This is a genomic window from Thiomicrorhabdus sp. 6S3-12, assembly GCF_017571475.1.
Classification (GTDB): Bacteria; Pseudomonadota; Gammaproteobacteria; order Thiomicrospirales; family Thiomicrospiraceae; genus Thiomicrorhabdus.
On record NZ_JAGETW010000006.1, the window covers coordinates 1 to 20,662 of the forward strand.

Annotated in this window: 20 protein-coding genes and 1 pseudogene; 13 read left to right on the forward strand and 8 right to left on the reverse strand. The window is 48.2% G+C overall.

Going from position 1 to position 20,662, the window contains the following annotated elements; all coding sequences use genetic code 11:
• From J3999_RS07875 to exbB, 3 genes and pseudogenes are all read right to left on the reverse strand, one after another.
• A pseudogene (locus tag J3999_RS07875) lies at positions 1-255 on the reverse strand (energy transducer TonB); the annotation flags it as partial.
• Positions 256-264: 9 nt separating this feature from the next.
• Positions 265-648, reverse strand: coding sequence for a biopolymer transporter ExbD (locus tag J3999_RS07880; protein ID WP_173285703.1), 384 nt, complete (start codon positions 646-648; stop codon positions 265-267).
• An 18-nt stretch (positions 649-666) separates the two neighbouring features.
• Positions 667-1,101 (reverse strand): TonB-system energizer ExbB, encoded by a 435-nt coding sequence (exbB, locus tag J3999_RS07885; RefSeq protein ID WP_208127370.1) that lies wholly within the window; start codon positions 1,099-1,101, stop codon positions 667-669.
• 258 nt (positions 1,102-1,359) lie between these two features.
• Here exbB and J3999_RS07890 point away from each other — a divergent pair, with 258 nt between their 5' ends.
• Complete coding sequence (locus J3999_RS07890) at positions 1,360-2,361, forward strand: MBL fold metallo-hydrolase (RefSeq protein ID WP_208127371.1); 1,002 nt, start codon at positions 1,360-1,362, stop codon at positions 2,359-2,361.
• 109 nt (positions 2,362-2,470) lie between these two features.
• Here J3999_RS07890 and serB read toward each other — a convergent pair whose 3' ends face one another.
• Together serB and J3999_RS07900 are read right to left on the reverse strand one after the other, a co-directional pair.
• A complete protein-coding gene (gene serB, locus J3999_RS07895; RefSeq protein WP_208127372.1) occupies positions 2,471-3,295 on the reverse strand; it encodes a phosphoserine phosphatase SerB in 825 nt (274 codons plus the stop codon).
• A gap of 17 nt (positions 3,296-3,312) precedes the next feature.
• The gene (locus J3999_RS07900) at positions 3,313-3,717 is read right to left on the reverse strand and encodes an RDD family protein (RefSeq protein WP_208127373.1); all 405 of its coding nucleotides are present in this window, start codon (positions 3,715-3,717) and stop codon (positions 3,313-3,315) included.
• 123 nt (positions 3,718-3,840) lie between these two features.
• Between J3999_RS07900 and J3999_RS07905 the strand changes: the two genes are divergently transcribed.
• Entirely contained in the window at positions 3,841-4,509 is a 669-nt protein-coding gene (locus tag J3999_RS07905; RefSeq protein ID WP_208127374.1) for an energy-coupling factor ABC transporter permease, read from the forward strand.
• 100 nt (positions 4,510-4,609) lie between these two features.
• Here J3999_RS07905 and J3999_RS07910 read toward each other — a convergent pair whose 3' ends face one another.
• Complete coding sequence (locus tag J3999_RS07910) at positions 4,610-4,927, reverse strand: hypothetical protein (RefSeq protein ID WP_243755389.1); 318 nt, start codon at positions 4,925-4,927, stop codon at positions 4,610-4,612.
• 382 nt (positions 4,928-5,309) lie between these two features.
• Here J3999_RS07910 and guaB point away from each other — a divergent pair, with 382 nt between their 5' ends.
• From guaB to htpG, 8 genes are all read left to right on the forward strand, one after another.
• The gene (gene guaB, locus J3999_RS07915) at positions 5,310-6,770 is read left to right on the forward strand and encodes an IMP dehydrogenase (RefSeq protein WP_208127375.1); all 1,461 of its coding nucleotides are present in this window, start codon (positions 5,310-5,312) and stop codon (positions 6,768-6,770) included.
• A gap of 94 nt (positions 6,771-6,864) precedes the next feature.
• Positions 6,865-8,445: a glutamine-hydrolyzing GMP synthase gene (gene guaA / locus J3999_RS07920; RefSeq protein WP_208127376.1), complete on the forward strand. Its 1,581-nt coding sequence runs from the start codon at positions 6,865-6,867 to the stop codon at positions 8,443-8,445.
• Positions 8,446-8,723: 278 nt separating this feature from the next.
• The gene (gene tadA, locus J3999_RS07925; RefSeq protein WP_208127377.1) at positions 8,724-9,278 is read left to right on the forward strand and encodes a tRNA adenosine(34) deaminase TadA; all 555 of its coding nucleotides are present in this window, start codon (positions 8,724-8,726) and stop codon (positions 9,276-9,278) included.
• 143 nt (positions 9,279-9,421) lie between these two features.
• Positions 9,422-9,997: a chemoreceptor glutamine deamidase CheD gene (gene cheD, locus J3999_RS07930; protein ID WP_208127378.1), complete on the forward strand. Its 576-nt coding sequence runs from the start codon at positions 9,422-9,424 to the stop codon at positions 9,995-9,997.
• Positions 9,998-10,007: 10 nt separating this feature from the next.
• Entirely contained in the window at positions 10,008-12,092 is a 2,085-nt protein-coding gene (locus tag J3999_RS07935; protein WP_208127379.1) for a chemotaxis protein CheA, read from the forward strand.
• A 53-nt stretch (positions 12,093-12,145) separates the two neighbouring features.
• Positions 12,146-12,724, forward strand: coding sequence for a hypothetical protein (locus J3999_RS07940; protein ID WP_208127380.1), 579 nt, complete (start codon positions 12,146-12,148; stop codon positions 12,722-12,724).
• Positions 12,725-12,995: 271 nt separating this feature from the next.
• Positions 12,996-13,934, forward strand: coding sequence for a hypothetical protein (locus J3999_RS07945; protein ID WP_243755390.1), 939 nt, complete (start codon positions 12,996-12,998; stop codon positions 13,932-13,934).
• Positions 13,935-14,175: 241 nt separating this feature from the next.
• Positions 14,176-16,068 (forward strand): molecular chaperone HtpG, encoded by a 1,893-nt coding sequence (gene htpG / locus J3999_RS07950; protein ID WP_208127381.1) that lies wholly within the window; start codon positions 14,176-14,178, stop codon positions 16,066-16,068.
• Positions 16,069-16,188: 120 nt separating this feature from the next.
• On the opposite strand, the gene J3999_RS07955 is transcribed toward htpG, so the two are convergent.
• Positions 16,189-16,734, reverse strand: coding sequence for a heme NO-binding domain-containing protein (locus tag J3999_RS07955; RefSeq protein ID WP_208127382.1), 546 nt, complete (start codon positions 16,732-16,734; stop codon positions 16,189-16,191).
• Between the two features lie 203 nt (positions 16,735-16,937).
• Between J3999_RS07955 and J3999_RS07960 the strand changes: the two genes are divergently transcribed.
• From J3999_RS07960 to J3999_RS07970, 3 genes are all read left to right on the forward strand, one after another.
• Complete coding sequence (locus tag J3999_RS07960) at positions 16,938-17,402, forward strand: hypothetical protein (protein ID WP_208127383.1); 465 nt, start codon at positions 16,938-16,940, stop codon at positions 17,400-17,402.
• 108 nt (positions 17,403-17,510) lie between these two features.
• On the forward strand, positions 17,511-19,112 hold the full coding sequence (locus J3999_RS07965; RefSeq protein WP_173285672.1) for an ABC-F family ATPase: 1,602 nt from the start codon (positions 17,511-17,513) through the stop codon (positions 19,110-19,112).
• A 119-nt stretch (positions 19,113-19,231) separates the two neighbouring features.
• Complete coding sequence (locus tag J3999_RS07970) at positions 19,232-20,059, forward strand: nitrilase-related carbon-nitrogen hydrolase (protein ID WP_208127384.1); 828 nt, start codon at positions 19,232-19,234, stop codon at positions 20,057-20,059.
• A gap of 34 nt (positions 20,060-20,093) precedes the next feature.
• Here the strand turns inward: J3999_RS07970 and J3999_RS07975 are convergent, their stop codons facing one another.
• Positions 20,094-20,654: a DUF1415 domain-containing protein gene (locus J3999_RS07975; RefSeq protein ID WP_208127385.1), complete on the reverse strand. Its 561-nt coding sequence runs from the start codon at positions 20,652-20,654 to the stop codon at positions 20,094-20,096.
• Between the last annotated feature and the right edge of the window lie 8 nt (positions 20,655-20,662).

A 20,662-nucleotide genomic window follows, 5' to 3' on the forward strand; every position in this document is an offset into this window, starting at 1 on the left:
CGGCTTAGGCTCCGGCTTAGGCTCCGGCTCCGGCTTAGGTTCCGGCTTAGGTTCCGGCTTAGGTTCCGGCTTAGGTTCCGGCTTAGGTTCCGGCTGCGGAGCCGGGGCCGCAAACATAGCCAGGTTAATATCGACTTGTTTAAGGGTCTGCTGTTGTTTTTCCACCGGTTTCATCCATAACCAGATACCGACGGCGATAATCAGCAGATAGATGAAACTGCTTAATAGGGTGGCTAAAAGAGAACAACGGCGCATGGGATGAAATTATTTTTTTTCTGTCAGAATTGTCAGGTTGTTTAGGTTCTGGCCTTTAAGCAGGTCGACGACTTCAACGAAAGTGCCGAAATTTGCTTGCTGGTCGACGCGTAGCGTAATCGCCTGTTCTTTTGGCAGAGCGGCAAAAACAGAAGCCAGTTGCTCCGTGCTATGGATTTCTTCTTTAACCAGGATCTGGTTGTTCTGATCGATTGCCAATGACAGCGGGTCTAATTCCGTATTTGGTTGATAAGACTCGGTGTTTTCCGTCTTTGGCAACTCGATATTGAGTTTATCCTGCACAATGAAGCTGGCGGTCGTCAGTACAATGGCCAGCAAAACCAGCATGACATCAATCAGCGGAATGACATTGATATTGTCAAAGCGTTTCATTGGGATTCCCTCGGCGTCTTACTGGTTGGCGTCGGTTTTCGTTGCACGGAACTGTGCATTGATGACGTCCACTTTTCGAACCAGGCCGTTATAGGCCATGATGCTCGGGATGGCGATGGCAATCCCGGCCGCAGTCGCTTTCAGCGCGAGAGCCAGGCCAAGCATAATGGCGCCGGTATCAAGGTTCTGGCCTTTTCCTAGATCGTAAAAAGTGATCAAAATCCCCAGTACGGTTCCCAGAAGACCGACATAAGGCGCATTGGCGCCAACGATCGACAGGGTCGTCAGATGTTTGGTCAATGCAATATTAAGGTGTTCGGCGTGTTGGAAATCTTGCCATTTAACGGAGCGGTAGTAGAAGATTCTCTGCAAAGTGACCCATAGGGCAATAAATCCCATGAGACCTAAAATTCCGAAAACGGCGTAATCCAGATAGGCTTTTAATAGTTCCATTGTTGTTTTTTATACTGTTATTTAGAAATGAGAATGATTATAAATTAAACTTTGCACGCTGTGTTGAAAAAAATATGGATGAGGTGTCATTCTTCCTCCACCTTTTATTAAGATTCTTTTTTCGCTTTTATTCCGCTTAATTCGCTTTTCTGCAGCTTATAGAGAATGGTGATAAAATCGTCGGGTTATCTCGGTCAACGGCGCTTTTAATCAAGTGATTACCGTGGCCAGTTACGAATTTTCGATTAGGAGAGTTTAATGAAACGTCGTGATTTTTTTAAGTCCGCTTTTGCAATGGGTGCCGGTCTGGTTGGTGCATCGGCATTGCGTCCACTGTATGCTTCTCAGGATCTCGAAGAGTTCCGTGGGCCAAAGGTTCCTGATATTGATGCGGTCAAAGTCACCGAGCACTGTTATATGATTCCGGCTATGGGGCCACACCCGACTCCGGATAACTTCGGGATGTTCTCTAACCCTGGGTTTGTCGTAACGGACGCCGGAGTGGTTGTGGTTGATACCGGTAGTTCGGTGCAGATCGGGGAAATGGTGCTTCGTCAAATCAAGAAAGTGACGGATAAACCGGTTGTTAAGGTGATTAACACGCACTTTCACGGCGACCACTGGCTAGGGAATCACGCTTTCGTCGCGGCAAACCCTGATGTTGAAATCTATGCACATCAGCTATGTATCGATAACTTGAAATCCGGTCAGGATAAGTTCTGGTTTGACTTTATGCAGTCCAATACCAATAACAAGATCACCGGTACTGTGATTACTCTGCCGAATAAAACCTTTGCAGGCGGGGAAGAGTTTGAAGTTGGCGGCGTGAAATTCCGCATTCATCACTTCGGTCAGATGCATACCGTTTCCGACCTTGCGGTTGAAGTGGTTACCGACAAACTTGTCTATACCGGCGATATGGTAATGCGTCGTGTTGCCAATATGGAAGACGGTTCTTACCGCGGCACAATCGACGGTCTGAGCAAAATGGCCGAGATGGATATCAAGCATTTCGTTCCGATGCACGGCAAAGCGGATAATGTAACGCTTATCAATGAAGGTATCGAGTTTATGGAGACCATCTATACCTCGGTAGAAGAGCTTTACGATGAAGGTCTATCGGACTTTGAAATGAAGCCGATCATTATGGATAAGCCTTTTATGAAGGATGTTGCCAGCAAGTGGCCTGGTTATGACTCTGCGTTAGGTAAGTTCATCGTTGTTGCGATTAAGGAAGTTGAGAAGGCAATGTTCTCCTGATTTATCGCTAACAATCGGGCCTCAGGGAAGAGGCTTTCGTTAAAAAAAACCGCGCTTTGGGATTCCAGAGCGCGGTTTTTTATTTGGTCTGAACAAGCTATCGTTTACATTAGCTCAGGAAGTCGAGAATAGCATCAAGACCGCGCTGGTTCAAAGAAGTCGTAGCTTGTTTCTGTACCGCCGGTTTAGCGTGGTAGGCAACACTGAGTCCCGCTTCTTGCATCATCAGCAAATCATTGGCGCCGTCGCCAACTGCAATCACCTGGTTTGGAGAAATATTCAACTCTGCACACAGCTCATTCAGGAAATCCGCTTTCGCCTGAGCACCGATAATACCGCCGACGACCGTCCCGTCGAGTTTACCGTCGCTTTCCGCCAGAACGTTGGCGCGAGCGTAATCCAGCCCCAGTTTAGTTTTCAGGCGGTCGGTAAAGTAGGTAAAGCCTCCGGAGACCAGAGCAAATTTAATCGTTTTGTCTTTCAATCCGCTGATTAACTCTCCTGCGCCCGGGTTCAGAGTCAGGCGTTCCTGATAGACATGTTCCAGAGCGCTGTAGTCAAGGCCTTTAAGCAGCCCGACGCGTTGAGTCAGAGAACCTTCAAAGTCCAATTCTCCGCGCATGGCGGCTTCGGTAATGGCAGACACCTTGTCTTTGATGTTCATAAAATCGGCGATTTCATCTACGCATTCGATTGAGATCAGAGTGGAATCCATATCGCTGATTAGCAGTTTTACCTGCGAGCCATCAAAACTTTCCGGTAAAAGATTGATGTCGAGTTCCGACTCTTGACGCAACTCAAACAGTTTTTCGGCATCGATGTCGTTGCATGTAATGCGATAGTGATTGTTGCAGGCTTGCAAATCACCGACGGATTTCAGTAGGGTATGTTGCGCATCGTTGAGCGTCGGGCTATGAATAATTAGGGTTGGCATTGCTTATCCTGAATTGCTTAATCTGAAATGGGCACTATTTTAGTCTTTGCCAGTTGGTCGTGCAAAAGTTGTTTTTTCGGGGTGATAAAACCGATCAGGGTAAGGCCGAAAAAGAGTGTCAGTGGAACCGCAAGCAAAAAACGCAGATTGGCATTATGCCGTGTCAGAAGGTAGCCGTCTTCGCGCTGCAGTTGCAGCTTCCAGGTTCGTAAACCGGGTGTTTGACCGGACTGTGTCCAGAAATAGGTCAGGTACAGATAGGTGATGGCGATCAGGTAAAGTTGGAAGGCCAGATTGATTTTATCGTCGGTGGCAAATTCTCCGCTTCCCTGCCAAAGTACAAAAGGAATGCTGGCTGCAAACCAGATGGCGCAAAGTAAGATAAAATCGTATAGCATCGCAAAAATAATTTTGAATGGCATGGCTCGGTTGTACTCAATTTCGTGTTTTCATTGAGAGCTTATTGTACCTAAGCGCGTGCTCTTTGTTTAAAAACCGTAATCGCAACGCTGTCATGTGACAAAGCTTGATTTAGGAGTCTGCAAATGAATCTATATTCCGATCAGTTAAGTCTCAGTCTGCTGGTTTTCGGCTGGCTGAGTCTGTTGGCGATGTTGATCTGGTCCTTAAAGACGGCTCCGTGGTTTAAAGTTAAGGATGATCGCGGTGCCCAGAATATCTGGTTGTTCGTTTCGCTGGCGGTTTTTTTAATCTGGCAGCTCGGAGCCAGTTTAGGCGAGGGGATTACTTTTCATTTTCTGTTGATGACCCTGATGACGCTGATGTTCGGCGTTCAGTTCGCCTTTATGGGAATGCTGCTGGCATTGCTCGGCGTCACTTTTTATTCCGATTTGGGCTGGTGGAGTCTGGGGGTGAATGCCATTCTGATGGGCATGCTGCCGATTGCAATTACCCAGGGGATGTTGCGTTTGAGTCAACGTTATCTGGAGCAGAATTTCTTTGTGTATGTCTTTTTTAACGCCTTTTTAGCTGCCGGTATCGGTGTCGTAGTCGCGCTGCTCTTGGGTGGTCTGATCATGGGGTTGAACGAGGTGCACAGCTTTGACTATCTGGCACAACAGTATTTTCCGTTTATTCCGATGATGGCTACGCCGGAAGGGTTTGTGAATGGAATGTTGATTGCGGCCATAGTGGCGTTAAAGCCGGAGTGGTTATGCAGCTTTAGCGACGATACCCATTTAAAGGGCAAATAGGCTGCGAATCGGCGGAGTAGCAGTTATATGCAGGCAATAAAAAACCCGGAACAGGCCGGGTTTTTTACAGTCGACATCAGTGATGTCTGTCAGGATGGGATTATTTTTCCCAACCCGCTTTAACATCTGCAGTCATCTGACGAACTTCGCCTTCTGCAGTTTTAAGTGCGAATTCAGCAGCAGTTTGCGCTTTTTTCATATCGCCTTTTTTCTTAGCTTCTTCGTACTGAGCGGCATAAGTATCGAAGTAAGGCTGTTTCATTTTTTTCTGTTTCCAGACAAAACCGCCGTCTTTCGCTTGGCTGTGTAGCTGTGCCGCTTTATCCATCATTGCATCGGTATCAGTGCTCGCATAAGCAGCTGAGTTGAAAGCAGATACTGCAAGCGTTAGAGCTACACCAGTTAGTAATTTTTTCATTCGTCGTCCTCCAAAATGTTATTTTGAGTTTAGTTCTTGCTTCTGTTGTTTTTGAAACCGCCAAACTCAGTTAACTTGAGCTGTTTGATTTTTTTAGCTACTCGTTATGTCTGTATGTATTAAGCGGTGAAGAATGGCTGTTTCAAAGCAATTTTTCACTGTTTTTTACATAGATGCATACGTTATTAAGTTTACCCCGTCCGTGTCAATCTTTATAATAGCCGTTAACTTAAAATATTGGGGTTGTTTTTCTTATAGTAAACCAAGAAAAATTAATCTAAGTGATTGATTTTTATAGGTCTGTTTGTTTTTGCTGCGGATTTTAGCCGGTTTTAGAAAAATAACTAATTAGCCTATAAGCTTTTGTATAAGGTAGAAAGAAATGAGAATATTGCAAGAAGCCCTCACTTTTGATGACGTTCTTTTGGTTCCTGCGCACTCGACTGTGTTGCCTAAAGATGTGTCATTGAAAACTCAACTGACTCGAAACATTACGTTAAATATTCCATTCGTTTCTGCCGCTATGGATACGGTTACCGAAGCTCGTCTGGCCATTTCAATGGCGCAGGAAGGCGGTATCGGTATCATCCATAAAAATATGACCATCGAACAGCAGGCGCGTACCGTCAGCAAAGTGAAAAAATTCGAGCACGGTGTAATTTCCGATCCGGTTACGGTTCAGAAAAACATGACTGTTGAAGAAGTGATTATCAAAACCAAAGACAACCGCGTTTCTTCTGCTCCGGTTATGGACGGCGATGATCTGGTAGGTATTGTTACCAGTCGTGATATCCGCTTTGTTACCGACATGTCTCTGCCGGTTTCTGAAATCATGACACCGAAAGAGAAGCTGGTAACGGTTAAAGAAGGCACCAGTCGCGAGGACGTTCTGGAGTTGTTGCACCAGCACCGTATTGAGCGTGTTCTGATCGTCAACGATAATTTCAAATTGCGCGGGATGATTACCGTTTCCGATATGATGAAATCTTCGGATCACCCGCATGCGAGCAAAGATGCCGAAGGTCGTCTTCGCGTCGGTGCTGCGGTCGGTACCGGTAAAGAAACCGAAGATCGTGTTAAAGCGCTGGTCGAAGCCGGTGTTGATGTCATTATCGTCGATACTGCCCACGGACATTCGCAAGGCGTATTGGATCGTGTTGCCTGGGTTAAACAGAATTATCCGCAAATCGATGTTATCGGCGGGAATATCGCAACCGGAGAAGCGGCTCTTGATCTGGTCAAAGCAGGTGCGGACGGTGTTAAGGTCGGTATCGGTCCAGGTTCGATCTGTACTACTCGTATTGTTGCCGGTGTTGGTGTACCACAGGTTTCGGCGATCTCGAATGTCGCTAAAGCACTGGAAGGCACCGGTGTCCCTTTGATTGCGGATGGCGGTATGCGCTTCTCCGGTGATGTTGCCAAGGCGATCGTCGCCGGTGCTTCGGCTTGTATGTTCGGTTCAATGTTTGCCGGTACCGAAGAATCTCCTGGTGAAATCGAATATCTGAAAGGCCGTGCCTATAAGTCATACCGCGGTATGGGATCTATGGGCGCTATGGCTCAGCCTACCGGTTCTTCGGATCGTTACTTCCAGTCGTCGAATGCGGAAGATAAATTGGTTCCTGAAGGGATTGAAGGTCGCGTTGCCTATAAGGGCCCGCTTTCTCCGATTATTCACCAGCTGGCAGGTGGTCTGCGCTCGGCAATGGGATATACCGGTTGTAAAGATATCCAGACCATGAATAAGAAACCATCTTTTGTTCGTGTTACTTCTGCCGGTATGTCGGAAAGCCATGTACACGATGTTACGATTGTTAAAGAGGCACCGAACTATCGCATCTAGTCGATTGGTGAACTCTTAAGCTTATGCAAGGCTTTTGCAGGATCACTGCAAAAGCCTTGTCTGTTTTATAACAAAGCGATTTTGGAATAAAAATATGTCACAACAAAATATTCATGAGCACCGCATCCTGATTCTCGATTTCGGTTCTCAATATACGCAACTGATAGCCCGCCGAATCCGTGAAATCGGTGTTTATTGTGAAGTTGAACCTTGGGATATCGATGCGGCCGACGTGGAAAAATTCGGAGCGCGTGGGATTATCCTCTCCGGAGGTCCGGAAACCGTTACCGGTGATGATGCGCCGGTTGCGCCGCAAGTGGTGTTCGAGCTGGGTGTTCCGGTTCTGGGGATCTGTTACGGTATGCAGACGATGGCTCAGCAGCTGGGCGGACAGGTGATCAATGCGCTGGAACATGAGTATGGTTATGCTCAGGTTCGCGCCCACGGTCACACCAAGTTCCTGGTTGATATTGAAGACGAAGTGACGTCGGAAGGTTTCGGCATGTTGGATGTCTGGATGTCACACGGTGACCGCGTTGATTCGATGCCGGAAGGTTTCAAACTGATGGCGTCTACGCCGAACTGCCCGATTGCCGGTATGGCGAACGAAGAGAAAAACTTCTACGGTATTCAGTTCCATCCGGAAGTGACGCATACCAAGCAAGGGAAACGCATGATCGAGCGTTTCGTTGTCGAACTGTGCGGTTGCGAAAAGCTTTGGACGACTGAAAACATTATCGATGACAGTATTAAGCGTATTCGTGAACAGGTCGGTACCGATCAGGTTATGTTGGGTCTTTCCGGCGGTGTCGACTCTTCTGTGGTTGCCGCGCTGTTGCATAAAGCGATCGGCGATCAGCTGACGTGTGTTTTTGTTGATCACGGACTGCTTCGTCATCATGAAGGCGATCAGGTTATGGCGATGTTTGCGGAGAATATGGGGATCCGTGTGATTCGTGCCGATGTTGAAGAACGTTTTATGAGTGCGCTTGCCGGTAAAACCGATCCGGAAGAGAAGCGTAAGATTATCGGACGTGAGTTCATTGAAGTCTTTGATGAAGAGTCTGCCAAGCTGGAAGGAATCAACTGGCTGGCGCAGGGAACCATCTACCCGGATGTAATCGAATCGGCCGGCTCAAAAACCGGTAAGGCAAAAGTGATTAAGTCACATCACAATGTTGGTGGTCTGCCTGAAGATATGAAGATGTCTTTGATTGAACCGCTTCGCGAGCTGTTTAAGGACGAAGTCCGTAAACTGGGTGTCGCTTTAGGTCTGCCATATAATATGGTGTATCGTCATCCGTTCCCGGGACCTGGGCTGGGTGTACGTATTCTTGGTGAAGTGAAAAAAGAGTATGCGGACATTTTGCGTCTGGCGGATCATATCTTTATCGAAGAGCTGCACAAGTGGGATCTTTACGATAAAACTTCGCAGGCATTTGCCGTCTTCCTGCCGGTTAAATCGGTCGGTGTGGTCGGTGATGCACGTCGTTACGATTATGTTGTGGCGCTGCGCGCGGTGGAAACGATCGACTTTATGACCGCTCGTTGGGCGCACCTGCCGTATGAGTTCCTGGAGCATGTTTCTGGACGTATCATTAACGAAATTCCGCGTATTACGCGCGTAACCTATGATATCTCGTCGAAACCGCCGGCAACCATCGAGTGGGAATAAAATTACGGCCTGAAATTTTCAACCTCTTTGTTGTGCTTCGCTCGTTTATTTTTAATAAACGTCGCTAAGCACGCCTTGATTTTGAATGATTTCAGTTTGTAATTCGTATTCAGTTAAAAGGCTAATTTCTTTGTTGTAGCTTGCTTGTTTATTCACGATAAACTTTGCGCGCTACGCCTCGAACTAAATCCGTTTTAGTTAGAAATTATCGGCAGAATAATAGGCTTTCTATAAATTTTTGTAGAAGGCCTTTTTTGTATCTAAATAAAGTTTAGTTTATGCAAGTACATGAAGATTTATCTCAAGAGCAGCAAGATGAATTCTGGATGCAGTATGCGCTTGAGTTGGCGGATAAAGCGGAGCAGCTCGGTGAGGTGCCGGTCGGGGCGGTTATTGTTGCCGAAGGCGTGCTGATAGCGGAAGGTTGGAACCGGGTGATTACCGATTCCGATCCGACGGCACACGCCGAAGTGGTTGCGATGCGTAATGCCGGCAGTGCCATGCACAATTATCGTTTGGTGGATACGACACTGTATGTGACGCTGGAGCCTTGTCCTATGTGCGCCGGTGCTTTGGTGCATGCACGCGTAGGGCGAGTCGTTTTTGCTGCTGTGGATCCGCGAACCGGGGCGGCAGGGTCGGTTTTTCAATTGTTGCAGGCGCCGCAACTTAATCACCAGTGTCAGATCTCTGCCGGTGTTTTGCAGGAGCCGTGCGCCGAGAAAATCCGGCACTTTTTTAAACGTCGTCGACGTGAGCAGAAACAGGCAAAAGTTGATTCATCACAATCAACCCAAAATTCCGCTGTATCCGGTGACGCTAAGCCTTGCTAGTTGTCGGCTTTAATGCGAATATAAACCCCATATTTTTTATGTTATTTGAGGCGAAATCGGCGTTTGGCTGCTTGTTGTCGGTTTCGGTTCGGCAGATTGGTTTAAGCGAAGGGAGTTCGCTGCAGGTGTCGATTTGAAGAATTATGCAGATTAGTATTGATCCGGCCGAAGGGATTACGTCCGTAAAAATTTTACCGGGTGAGTTCTACGTCACCCAAGATAATGAAAGGATTGAAACGGTTCTTGGATCCTGCATTGCCGCCTGCGTCCGTGATCCTATCGCCGGTGTCGGGGGCATGAATCATTTTATGCTCCCGGTGGAAAAAAATACCGCTTCCGTATCCGAACTTTCCGATGCCAACCGTTACGGAAACTATGCGATGGAGAATCTGGTTAACTCGATTCTGACCAAGGGCGGTCGACGTGAGCGTTTGGAATTCAAGCTGTTCGGTGGTGGACGGATTATGAGTTCGATGACTAATATCGGTTGGTACAACATCGGCTTTGCCTTTGACTATGTCTATACCGAAGGCTTTCAGCTGGTGGCCCAGGACATCGGAGATATTTTCCCGCGCAAAGTGATCTATTACCCGAACAGCGGACGCGCACGGGTCCGCCGACTGAACCCTATGCATAATCAAAGTCTTGCCGCACAGGAAAATCAATATATTCACAACATCGAATCGAAACCTGTTGAAGGCGATGTAGAACTATTCTGAGGAAATAACTATGGACATGATGGAAACCTTCCGCCAAACCTATCTGGAAGAGAGTTTTGAAGGACTCGATGTGATGGAGAACGGATTGCTCAATCTTCCGCCGGGTATCCCGGATAACGAGAAGATTAACGAGATCTTCCGCGCGGCGCACTCTATCAAAGGGGGGAGCGGAACTTTCGGCTTTACCGAAATTGCCGGTTTTACTCATGTTCTGGAAACCTTGTTGGATGAAATGCGTGACGGCCGCCGCGAGGTCACTCAGGACTCGATCGATGCCATGCTGGCTGCAGTGGACGTGTTGCGCGATATGCTGGAACGTCTGCAGGAGCATCAACCCATAGACGAGCAGCGAGCGGGCGAGGTTCAGGCCTGGATGGAGAATATTCTCGGCGCTTCTTCCGAGGCGGCCGGGCAGGACGCATCTGCCGAACCCGAAGCGGTTGGCGGAACTTGGAAAATAGACATGATTCCCGAGGCGGAACTGCTGCAGACGGGTAATGAGCCGATTCGAATTTTCCGCGAACTGGAAACGCTAGGTGATCTGAAAGTAACCGCCAATACCGAAAAACTCCCGGAAATTCATGCTTTCAATCCGGAACATGTTTACCTTTCCTGGACCCTGGAACTGGAAGGCGAGGAGGTTAACGAAGAAGCGATTCGCGAAGTTTTCGAATGGATCGATGGCGATGGTGCCGAGATTCATATCCATCCGCCGCAGAAGTCCGAAACGCCTGTAGCTGAAGCAGCGCCTGCACAACCGTCTGCCGATGTGAGCGAAACTGCGCCGGCGGTTGCGGAACAGCCGAAGCAGGAGACTGCGGCTGCGCCGGCTCAGAAAACGTCGGCCAAAGCCAAGGCGGTTGCCGATAAAGGGCATAAGGCTGAAGGTTCTATTCGTGTCGATTTGAGCAAAATCGATCAGCTGGTTAATCTGGTTGGTGAATTGGTTATTACTCAGTCAATGCTGAGTCAGTTCGGCGAGCAGGCGGAGGATGGCGAAAGCAATACCAATACGGATTGGGTTGATAAGCTCAAGGAAGGTTTGACGCACTTGGAACGCCACACCCGCGAGCTGCAGGAAAGCGTGATGAATATCCGTATGCTGCCGGTCAGTTTCGCCTTTAACCGTATGCCGCGTATCGTGCATGATGTCAGCCAGAAACTGGGCAAGAAAATAGATCTGGTCATGGAAGGGGAAGGAACGGAGCTGGATAAAACCATGCTTGAACAGTTGACCGACCCGTTGGTGCACATTGTGCGTAACTCAATTGATCACGGTGTGGAAATGCCTGCAATACGTGCGGAAAAAGGCAAGCCTGAAACCGGTACGGTCAAGATGGCCGCTTTCCATCAGGGCGGGAATATTCTGATTCAGATTACCGACGACGGTGCAGGGATCGATCATGAACGCATTGAACAGAAAGCGATCGAAAAAGGCGTTATCGATGCGGAACATCACCTGACGCGTGACGAAATTATCGATTTGATTTTCCATCCGGGCTTTTCGACCGCAGAACAGATCAGCGATATTTCCGGACGCGGTGTCGGTATGGATGTGGTTCGCCGAAATATCAAAGGGCTTGGCGGCTCGGTTGACGTTAAAACTGAAAAAGGCGTCGGCAGTGTCTTTACCATTCGTTTGCCGCTGACGCTGGCGATTTTGGACGGACAGCTATGTACAGTCGGGTCACAGACGTATGTCTTCCCTCTGGTATCGATTATCGAGTCGATTCAGGTAGACAAATCCCTGGTCAAAGGGATTGCCGGCGAGACCGAACTGTATAAGTTGCGAGACGCCTATATTCCGGTCATTCGACTGCATAAAAAGCTTGGCGTCCATGATGCTCAGGAAGATTTGGAAAAAGGTTTGTTGGTCGTGGTTGAAGACGGCGGACAACGGGCCGGGATTTTTGTCGATGATCTGCTCGGACAGCAGCAGGTCGTCATTAAGAGTCTGGAAAGCAACTTTATGAAGATCGATGGTATTGCCGGTGCGACCATTCTTGGAGACGGAACGGTTTCGCTTATTCTCGACGTTACAGAAACCCTGTCGAATCATAATAAGGGAAGCGGTGCGCAACTGAGTGCCGCCTGAAAATAAGAGCTATAAATGCCACACGCTTTCGGGCGTGCAGTTTAGGAAACAATATGAATAATTTTGATTACTCTTTGGGCGCAAAAGAGGTACAGCAGACGATACTGATTTTGAATTTATCGATTGCTCAAATTGACTTGTCGATTACCGAAGGGGATAACTCGGTCAATGCACTGATCGATTCTTTCACCTATATGTCTCAGCATATCGAACAGATTCAGGCAGCAAGTCGGAATCTGCTTGAGCAGGCCGAAGAGGCGGGCAGCTCGATGCAGTCGCACAGCAGTCTTCTGTTGAGCGAAGCCGGTGAGCTTTCCGCAAAAATGCAGCAGGCGATTATCGCCTTCCAGTTTTACGATAAATTGAGTCAGCGTTTGTCGCATGTTTCTCACGGTCTTTCCGGTTTGGCGGAAATCGTTTCGCATGAAATGCGCGTTAAGAGTCCGCAGGAGTGGGAAGACTTTAAGGCCAGTGTGCGTAAAGGAACGACTATGCGTGAAGAAGAGGAGTTATTTGAATTGATTTTCGATCAGCATGTGCCGGCCGAAGAGGCGATTGAAGTAATGAAAGATCGTATGCGTTCGCGTATGCATGAAGAAGAACAGGCTGAGGACGAGGTAGAGTTCTTCTAGTTTCGTCGTTACGACTCCGAATAAGGGAATGCTAATTTAAAATTAATTAATATCCTTATATATCAGGACAAATGAAAAGCCCGCATTTTATGAGTTAAATGCGGGCTTTTTTTATATTGTTCGCTTTAAATTGCATTTTTTGCGCGATGGAAAACATTTTTTTCAGCTCCTTTATAAACCAATAAATTTTTTTATCTTTTAAGGGTAAATATTTTTTATAAGAATGATCCGGCAAACTTAACTTGATTACAAAAATAATGAGGAGTGAAGAATGAGAATGAACAAGCAAAGTTCCGGAAACGGACTGATTGGTAAACTTTTTGTCGGTGCGGCTTTAATGGGCGCGCCTATCAGCGCTATGGCGGCAGCGATGATGCCATTTATCCTGGGGAACGCTCCAAGCGGCGATCTGAACACGGCTACAGCATCCACTGAACAGGCGTTGAAACAGGCCGGTTTCGAAGTTGTCGGTAAATATTCTCCGGATCAAGGTGCCAATATTATCGTGGTTACGAATGACGCTTTGAAATCGATGGCAGGGAATTCGGAAAATGGCGGCTTCGGTGCAATGGAGCGTGTTGCAGTAACCAATAAGGGTGGAAAAGTCGAAGTCAGCTACACCAACCCGAGTTATCACTTTAACGCTTACCGTATGGACGGAGATATCAGCGGCGTTCAGGCTGCGATCGAAAAAGCACTGGGTAAACAGCAGGAGTTCGGTGCTGAAAAAGGGCTGACTGCGGAAGAGTTGCGCGGTTATCACTATATGTTCGCGATGCCTTACTTCGATGATGAAGATGAGCTGGCGGAATACGGTTCTTATGAAGAAGCGGTAAAAGCGGTTGAAGATGGCTTAAAAGCGAAGCGCGGTGGAGCTGAAAAAGTGTATCGTATCGATATTCCTGGTAAGAAAATGAGCGTGTTCGGTGTGGCCCTTAACTACAAATCCGGTGCTGACGGTAATATCAACAGCCAGATCAACAGTGCAACCAAGCACTCGCATGCGGCACACTTCCCATATGAGATTCTGGTAAGTGGTGACGAAGTACTGGCGCTGAACGGTAAATTCCGTATTGCAATCAACTGGCCGAGTCTATCAATGGCCGGCGAAGGTAGCTTTATGAGCATTATGTCGGCACCGGATCACATTACGGCCTCTCTGACTGCAGTTGCAAAAAATTCAGATGTTGCCAGCAACAACGATTTCTAAACTCTCTGCGCGCTCTAATATGAGCGCGTTCTGAAGGCAAATATTTCCAAGTTCTACAACAAACAGCGTGTGATAGTTGGTACAGGCACGCCTTTGGCACAGAAGAAATTCTGTGCTTTTTTTATTTTACGCCCTTGAAAAAAACGTCCATCACCTCCATATCTAGCATCAGTTTGTTAAATCATTAAAAGGGGCGTCAGGCCCCGTTTTACTTACTCAAAAATAAGTGGAGACAAAAATAATGAGCAATACCGAAACTCATGCGTTTCAGACGGAAGTGAATCAACTGCTGAAGCTGATGATTCACGCGCTTTATTCCAATAAGGAGATCTTTTTACGCGAACTGGTATCCAACGCATCCGACGCTTTGGACAAATTGCGTTTTGAGGCCGTATCGAATGATGCGTTGCATGAGGGGCAGGATGAACTGGCGATCGAAGTACGCTTTGATAAAGAAGCGCGTACGGTCACGATTTCTGATAACGGTATCGGTATGACCCGTGATGAAGTTATTGCCAATATCGGAACGATCGCCAACTCGGGAACCAAAAAATTTCTTGAGAGCCTGAGCGGCGATCAGGCGAAAGATTCCAACCTGATCGGACAGTTCGGGGTTGGATTCTATTCCTCGTTTATTGTTGCCGACGAAGTGGTCCTGGAAACCCGTAAAGCGGGGGATGACCTGGCACAGGGAACCCGCTGGACCTCGAAAGGTGAAGGCGAATTCACTTTGGAGAACATTGAAAAAGCGTCTAAAGGAACCACGATTACGCTGCATCTGAAAGAGGATATGGATGAATTTCTGGATCAGTTCCGCCTGAAAAATATTATCTCGACCTATTCCGATCACATTAACTTCCCGATCAAAATGGTCAAGACCGAATGGGACGAAGAAGCCAAGGAAGAAAAGTCGACGGACGAACTGGAGCAGGTTAACAAGGCAACCGCGCTTTGGACGCAGCCGAAGTCCGAATTGAGCGAAGAAGATTACACCAACTTCTATCAGACGATTTCGCATGATTTCAACGAGCCATTGGCACACATCCACAATAAGGTGGAAGGGACCTTGGAATACACTTCGTTGCTGTATATTCCGAAGCAGGCACCGTTTGACCTTTACGACCGCGAGCGTCGTTACGGCCTGAAACTGTATGTTAAACGTGTCTTTATCATGGATGACGCCGAACATCTGATGCCGGCTTATCTGCGTTTTGTCCGCGGTGTGATTGATTCCGCCGACCTGCCGTTGAATGTCTCGCGTGAAATTCTACAGAGTAATAAGGTTGTCGATAAGATTCGTTCCGCGTCGGTTAAACGTGTTTTGGATCAGCTGGCAAAACTGGCGAAAGACGATGATAAGGCGCCTTATCAAGGTTTCTGGTCGCAGTTCGGTAATGTCCTGAAAGAAGGTGTGGTCGAAGATTTCGCCAATAAAGACAAGATTGCCAAGCTGTTGCGTTTCGCTTCGACTCACGAGGGTAGCCAGGAACAGAATGTTTCTCTTGAGCAGTATGTCGACCGTATGCAGGAAGGTCAGGAAGCGATCTATTACATTATTGCCGATACGCATGCAGCGGCCAAAGGCAGCCCGCATCTGGAAATGTTCCGCAAGAAAGGAATCGAAGTCCTGCTGATGTCGGATCGCATCGACGAGTGGCTGGTTTCGCATCTGAACGAATTTGACGGTAAACAGTTGAAATCAATCACTTCAGCAGATCTGAAAGAGTTCGAAGACGATGCTGAAAAAGACTTGTCCGAAGAGGATAAAAAGGCGCGTGAAGCTTTGACCGAAAAGGTTAAGAAAGCGATTGAAGAGTCGGTATCGGATGTACGCATTACGCACCGTCTAACCGATTCTCCAGCTTGTGTGGTGACTGCTGAAGGCGGAATTTCATCGCATATGGCGCGAATGATGGAGCAGATGGGGCAGGCTGTACCGACACAGAAGCCGGTATTGGAACTGAACCCGGAGCATACGCTGGTGCAGAAGCTGGATAAGCTTGAAGATGATGAAAAGGTCAAAGAGTGGTCACTATTCCTTCTGGAACAGGCGCAATTGGCCGAAGGCGATCAGCTGGCGGAACCGGGCGAATTCATTAAGCGAATGAACCGTCTGTTGTCCGAAGTGATGTGATCGAGATGTAAAGAACGCTTAGTTCTTTTCCGTTAAAAAGCCGCCGGGTTGGAATGAGCCCGGCGGCTTTTTGCTTTTTTGGGCGCGGTGAGTCTTGAATTTGTCGCAGGTTAAAAGGACTTATCCGCGTTTTTTCAGGGTAAAGACCACAAAGCTGTTGCCGTCGTCAGACTGATCGTTCATTTGAATGTTGATGGTTTCCCCGAAATAGCTGGCACTTCCGCTGATCAGTCCGTAGGCCAGTGCTGAAAACGGGCGGCTGGATTGATAGATCAGCTGCATAGTGTCGTCATCTACCATCATGTTGTCGAAAGAGGGCAGTTCCGCTTCCGGATAGAGTTGTTGAACCTCCTGGTGCACCTTGGTATCAATGGTTTTCAGCAAATCGAAACAGTTGCCGACATCGGCAAAAAATTGCGGATAAAGTTCTGCGAAGCGTTTGAGAAGATGTTCGCCGAATGTTCTGCTTAACTCGGCAGTGTCTATTCCGCTATGGGCACTGAGTTTATCAAGCAAGACGAGGAGTTCTTTGTGGTCATAGGTACCAATTTGCGTGTAAGCGCCTTGCGATGGCAGATCGGATTCTTCGATAATGGTATCCAGAATCTCAAGACCGAACTTTTCTTCGACCAGTTCAATAAACTCAGAAAACACTATGCCTTTCACCGCACCCTCCTTAAGGATTTTTTCAAAAGCTTAGCATAGCGGAGATTTGTCGGTGCAGACGATCAGGATCCCGCGCCTTGAAAATTCATCAAGAATTGTGGCGAAACAACTTTTATTGAGTCGTTCGCTCTTGGCAGGATGCACTTTAAACGCTAAGGTAAGAGGGCTTTACTGAACCGGTAGGAGTGAAAGAAATGAAGCGAATGTATTTAATTTTAACGACACTGTTACTCAGTTTTCAGGTTGCGGCGGCCGAACTGGTTCCGGCGAGCAATTTTCTTGAAGACGGAAAAAAAGCGGCGCAATTGAATCAGCCGATTGCCATCCTGCTGGTACATAAAGGCGTACGTTCCGGGATTATGTTGAAAGAGGAGGCGCTGCTGCCGAATCTTCTTAGCGGAGTCTTCGACGACAAGGTAATGTTCCGTGAAATCGAGGTGAATGTGGACGGAACGGTGATCGATTTTTACGGCGAACCGATGCAGCGCAAAGAGTTTCAAACGCTGTTCAATATCACCAGTCTGCCGGCAATGGTGTTTGTTGATTCCGAGGGGGACCAGCTGACTTCGCCGCTGTTTTCGGGAGCGTACGAATTCTATGGCTTCTATCTGAAACGCAAGTTGAACGAGTCGATGCAGGCACTCGGCAATCCGATCCGCTTCGAATAATTTCCCGGCTTGGGGGATAAGTTATCTATTTATGATTTAAGGTGCCATTTTCGACGCCGCTTATGGCAAAATAACGCGCTTTGATTATCAGTTATTTGGGATGCCGTCGTGTTATCAACCGCTAATATCACCATGCAATTTGGTGAAAAACCTCTTTTTGAAGATATTTCCGTTAAGTTTGGTGAGGGTAACCGTTACGGTTTGATCGGTGCCAACGGTTGCGGTAAATCCACCCTGATGAAAATTCTCGGGGGCGATCTGGAGCCGACCGGCGGTACCGTCAGTCTGGATCCGGACGAGCGTCTTGGTAAATTGAAGCAGGATCAGTTCGCCTATGAAGCGTTTAGTGTTGTCGATACCGTTATTATGGGCGACGCCGAGCTGTGGGAAGTGAAAAAAGAGCGTGACCGCATTTACTCGCTTGCTGAAATGTCCGAAGAAGAGGGGATGCTGGTTGCCGAGCTGGAAGTGAAATTTGCCGAAATGGACGGCTACACCGCCGAGTCGCGTGCCGGTGAATTGCTTTTAGGCGTCGGTATCCCGGTCGAACAGCATTTCGGGCCTATGAGCGAAGTGGCTCCGGGCTGGAAACTGCGTGTTCTTCTGGCACAGGCACTGTTTGCCGATCCGGATATTCTGCTTCTCGACGAACCGACTAACAACTTGGATATCGATACCATACGCTGGCTGGAAGGGGTTTTGAATGATCGTAAGAGCACTATGATCATTATTTCCCACGACCGTCACTTCCTTAACTCGGTCTGTACCCATATGGCGGATCTTGATTATGGCGAATTGCGTGTTTATCCGGGTAACTATGACGAGTATATGGTCGCTTCGACACAGGCGCGCGAGCGTCTATTGTCCGATAACGCCAAGAAACAGGCGCAGATCAACGAGTTGAAGACTTTCGTCAGCCGCTTCTCGGCGAATGCCTCTAAAGCGAAGCAGGCGACTTCTCGTGCCAAACTGATCGACAAGATTCAACTGGAAGAGGTGAAGCCGTCGAGCCGCGTTAACCCGTTTATCCGCTTCGAACAGGATAAGAAACTGTTCCGTCTGGCGCTGGAAATCGAGAACTTGAGTAAAACCTATCACGACGAAGACGGCGATAACGAAGTCATTAAAGACTTCAGCATGATGCTGGAAGTTGAAGAACGTCTGGCGGTCATCGGGGGCAACGGGATCGGTAAAACCACTTTTCTTAAGTGTCTGGTCGGCGATACCGAGTTGACTGCCGGTGAGGTGAAATGGTCGGAAAATGTCACTATCGGTTACTACGCTCAGGATCATGCTGCCGACTTTGAAGAAGATTTGAGTCTGTTGGATTGGATGAGCCAGTGGAAGCAGGAGGGCGACGACGAACAGGCGATTCGCGGTATTCTTGGACGCCTGTTGTTCTCGCAAAAAGAGATCGGCAAGTCGGTTAAGGTGCTTTCCGGTGGTGAGCAGGGGCGAATGCTGTTCGGTAAGTTGATGCTGCAGAAACCGAATGTACTGATTATGGATGAGCCGACCAACCACTTGGATATGGAATCGATCGAATCTTTGAATATCGCACTGGAAAACTATCCGGGAACGGTTATCTTTGTTTCGCACGACCGTGAATTCGTCTCTTCGATTGCGACGCGATTAATGGTGATGAGCGAAAACGGTATCGAAGACTACCGTGGCGACTACGAGTCTTATCTACAGACGCTTGAACAGTAAGTTGCACAGGTAGAACTCGGCCACACAACGGCTAACGTGAGCCGCTTGCAGAATGTTATTCTGTAAGCGGTTTTTTGTTTTTGGTTTTGCGTTGATGATGTTTGTTGAAGGAGGTGTTTGTGCCCAATACCGAGTTACGCTTCTGTATTGCCCAGTTTGCCCCGCAATGGCACGATATTCACGCCAGTTTGTGCGATTTGCAGGTGCTCCTGAATGAGCGAATCGCTGATGAATCTGTCGGGGACGAAAACGTCTGTCAGCTGCTACTTCTCCCGGAAATGTTCGCCAGCGGTTTTTCCATGCATCCGGAAAAGTTTGCGGAAAGTCCGCAGGGAGAGATTTCACAGGCAGTGTCGGTACTTGCCTTGGAGCATCGTCTGAATATACTGGCCGGGGTCGCACAAAGTGTTGAGCAGACCGAAGGCCGGCGCGAATTTTACAATCGAGCTTTGTATTGGGCGCAAACCGGGACGCTGAAACACAGTTACTCCAAGCAACGCTTGTTTGCTTATGCCGGCGAAAACCGGATCTATAATGCGGGAGAGCAAAACCGTTCTTTTCAGATAGAGTGTGCCGGACAGAGTCTGAGGGCTGCGGTATTTATCTGTTACGACCTGCGCTTTCCCGAACTTTTCCGTCAGCTTGCACGAGAGGTTGAGATCGTTTTTGTGCTCGCAAACTGGCCGAGTTCCCGTCAGACGCACTGGAGGACCCTTCTAAAGGCGCGTGCGATTGAAAATCAGTGTTTTGTCGTTGGCGTGAATCGGGTCGGCGAAGATAAGAACGGTCTGCACTATGCTGGCGGTTCAGTCGTCTTTAACGCTAATGGCGACTGTCTTCTGGATTGTCAGCAGGAGCCGTGGAGCGAGTTTTCGATATCCGTGGCAGAACTGCAACGGCAGGTTGCGCAACAGCGTCAGGAATTTCCGTTTCTGGAGGATTTGTAGCCGATTCTCCAGTCCGGTCTGGTAAGAAACCGGTTTAGCTGAACAGGTACGGAAAGAGTTCGCGCTTGCGCTCTTCGCTCAGCTCGTGCATGCAGCGGATATTGTTCTCAAAAATGCTTTCCGGGTCGTGCGGATAGCGTGCTAGGGCCTTTTCCAGACTCTCTTCTCGCAAGATATGCAGCAGCGGAAAAGGGGCTCGATTGGTCAGGTTCTCGGTATCATCCGGCAATGTTCCGGCAAACTGGTAATCCGGATGAAAGCTGGCAAGTTGAATGACCCCTTGCCAGTTCTGCTGTTCAATCAGCGCGTCGGCCCAGTCGAGAAATTGATTGTAATCGTCGAATTGCTGCAGATGCTGGGCCACGATCAAAACGGTCGTTTCGCGTTTTTCAATCGGTTGCGCCAGCAATGCTTCGATTTCCAGCGCCAGATCCTCAAGCAGAGATTCGTTACTGTCGGCCCGGGTGACTTGCAGATGTACCTGACGGTTTGTCCAGGGGCGTTTGGCAAAAGGGCACAGGTTTAATCCGATTACGACTTCCTCAAGCCAGGTTTGCACCGGCTTGAGAAATTGTTCATCTGTTTTTTGTGGCATGAGAAGAG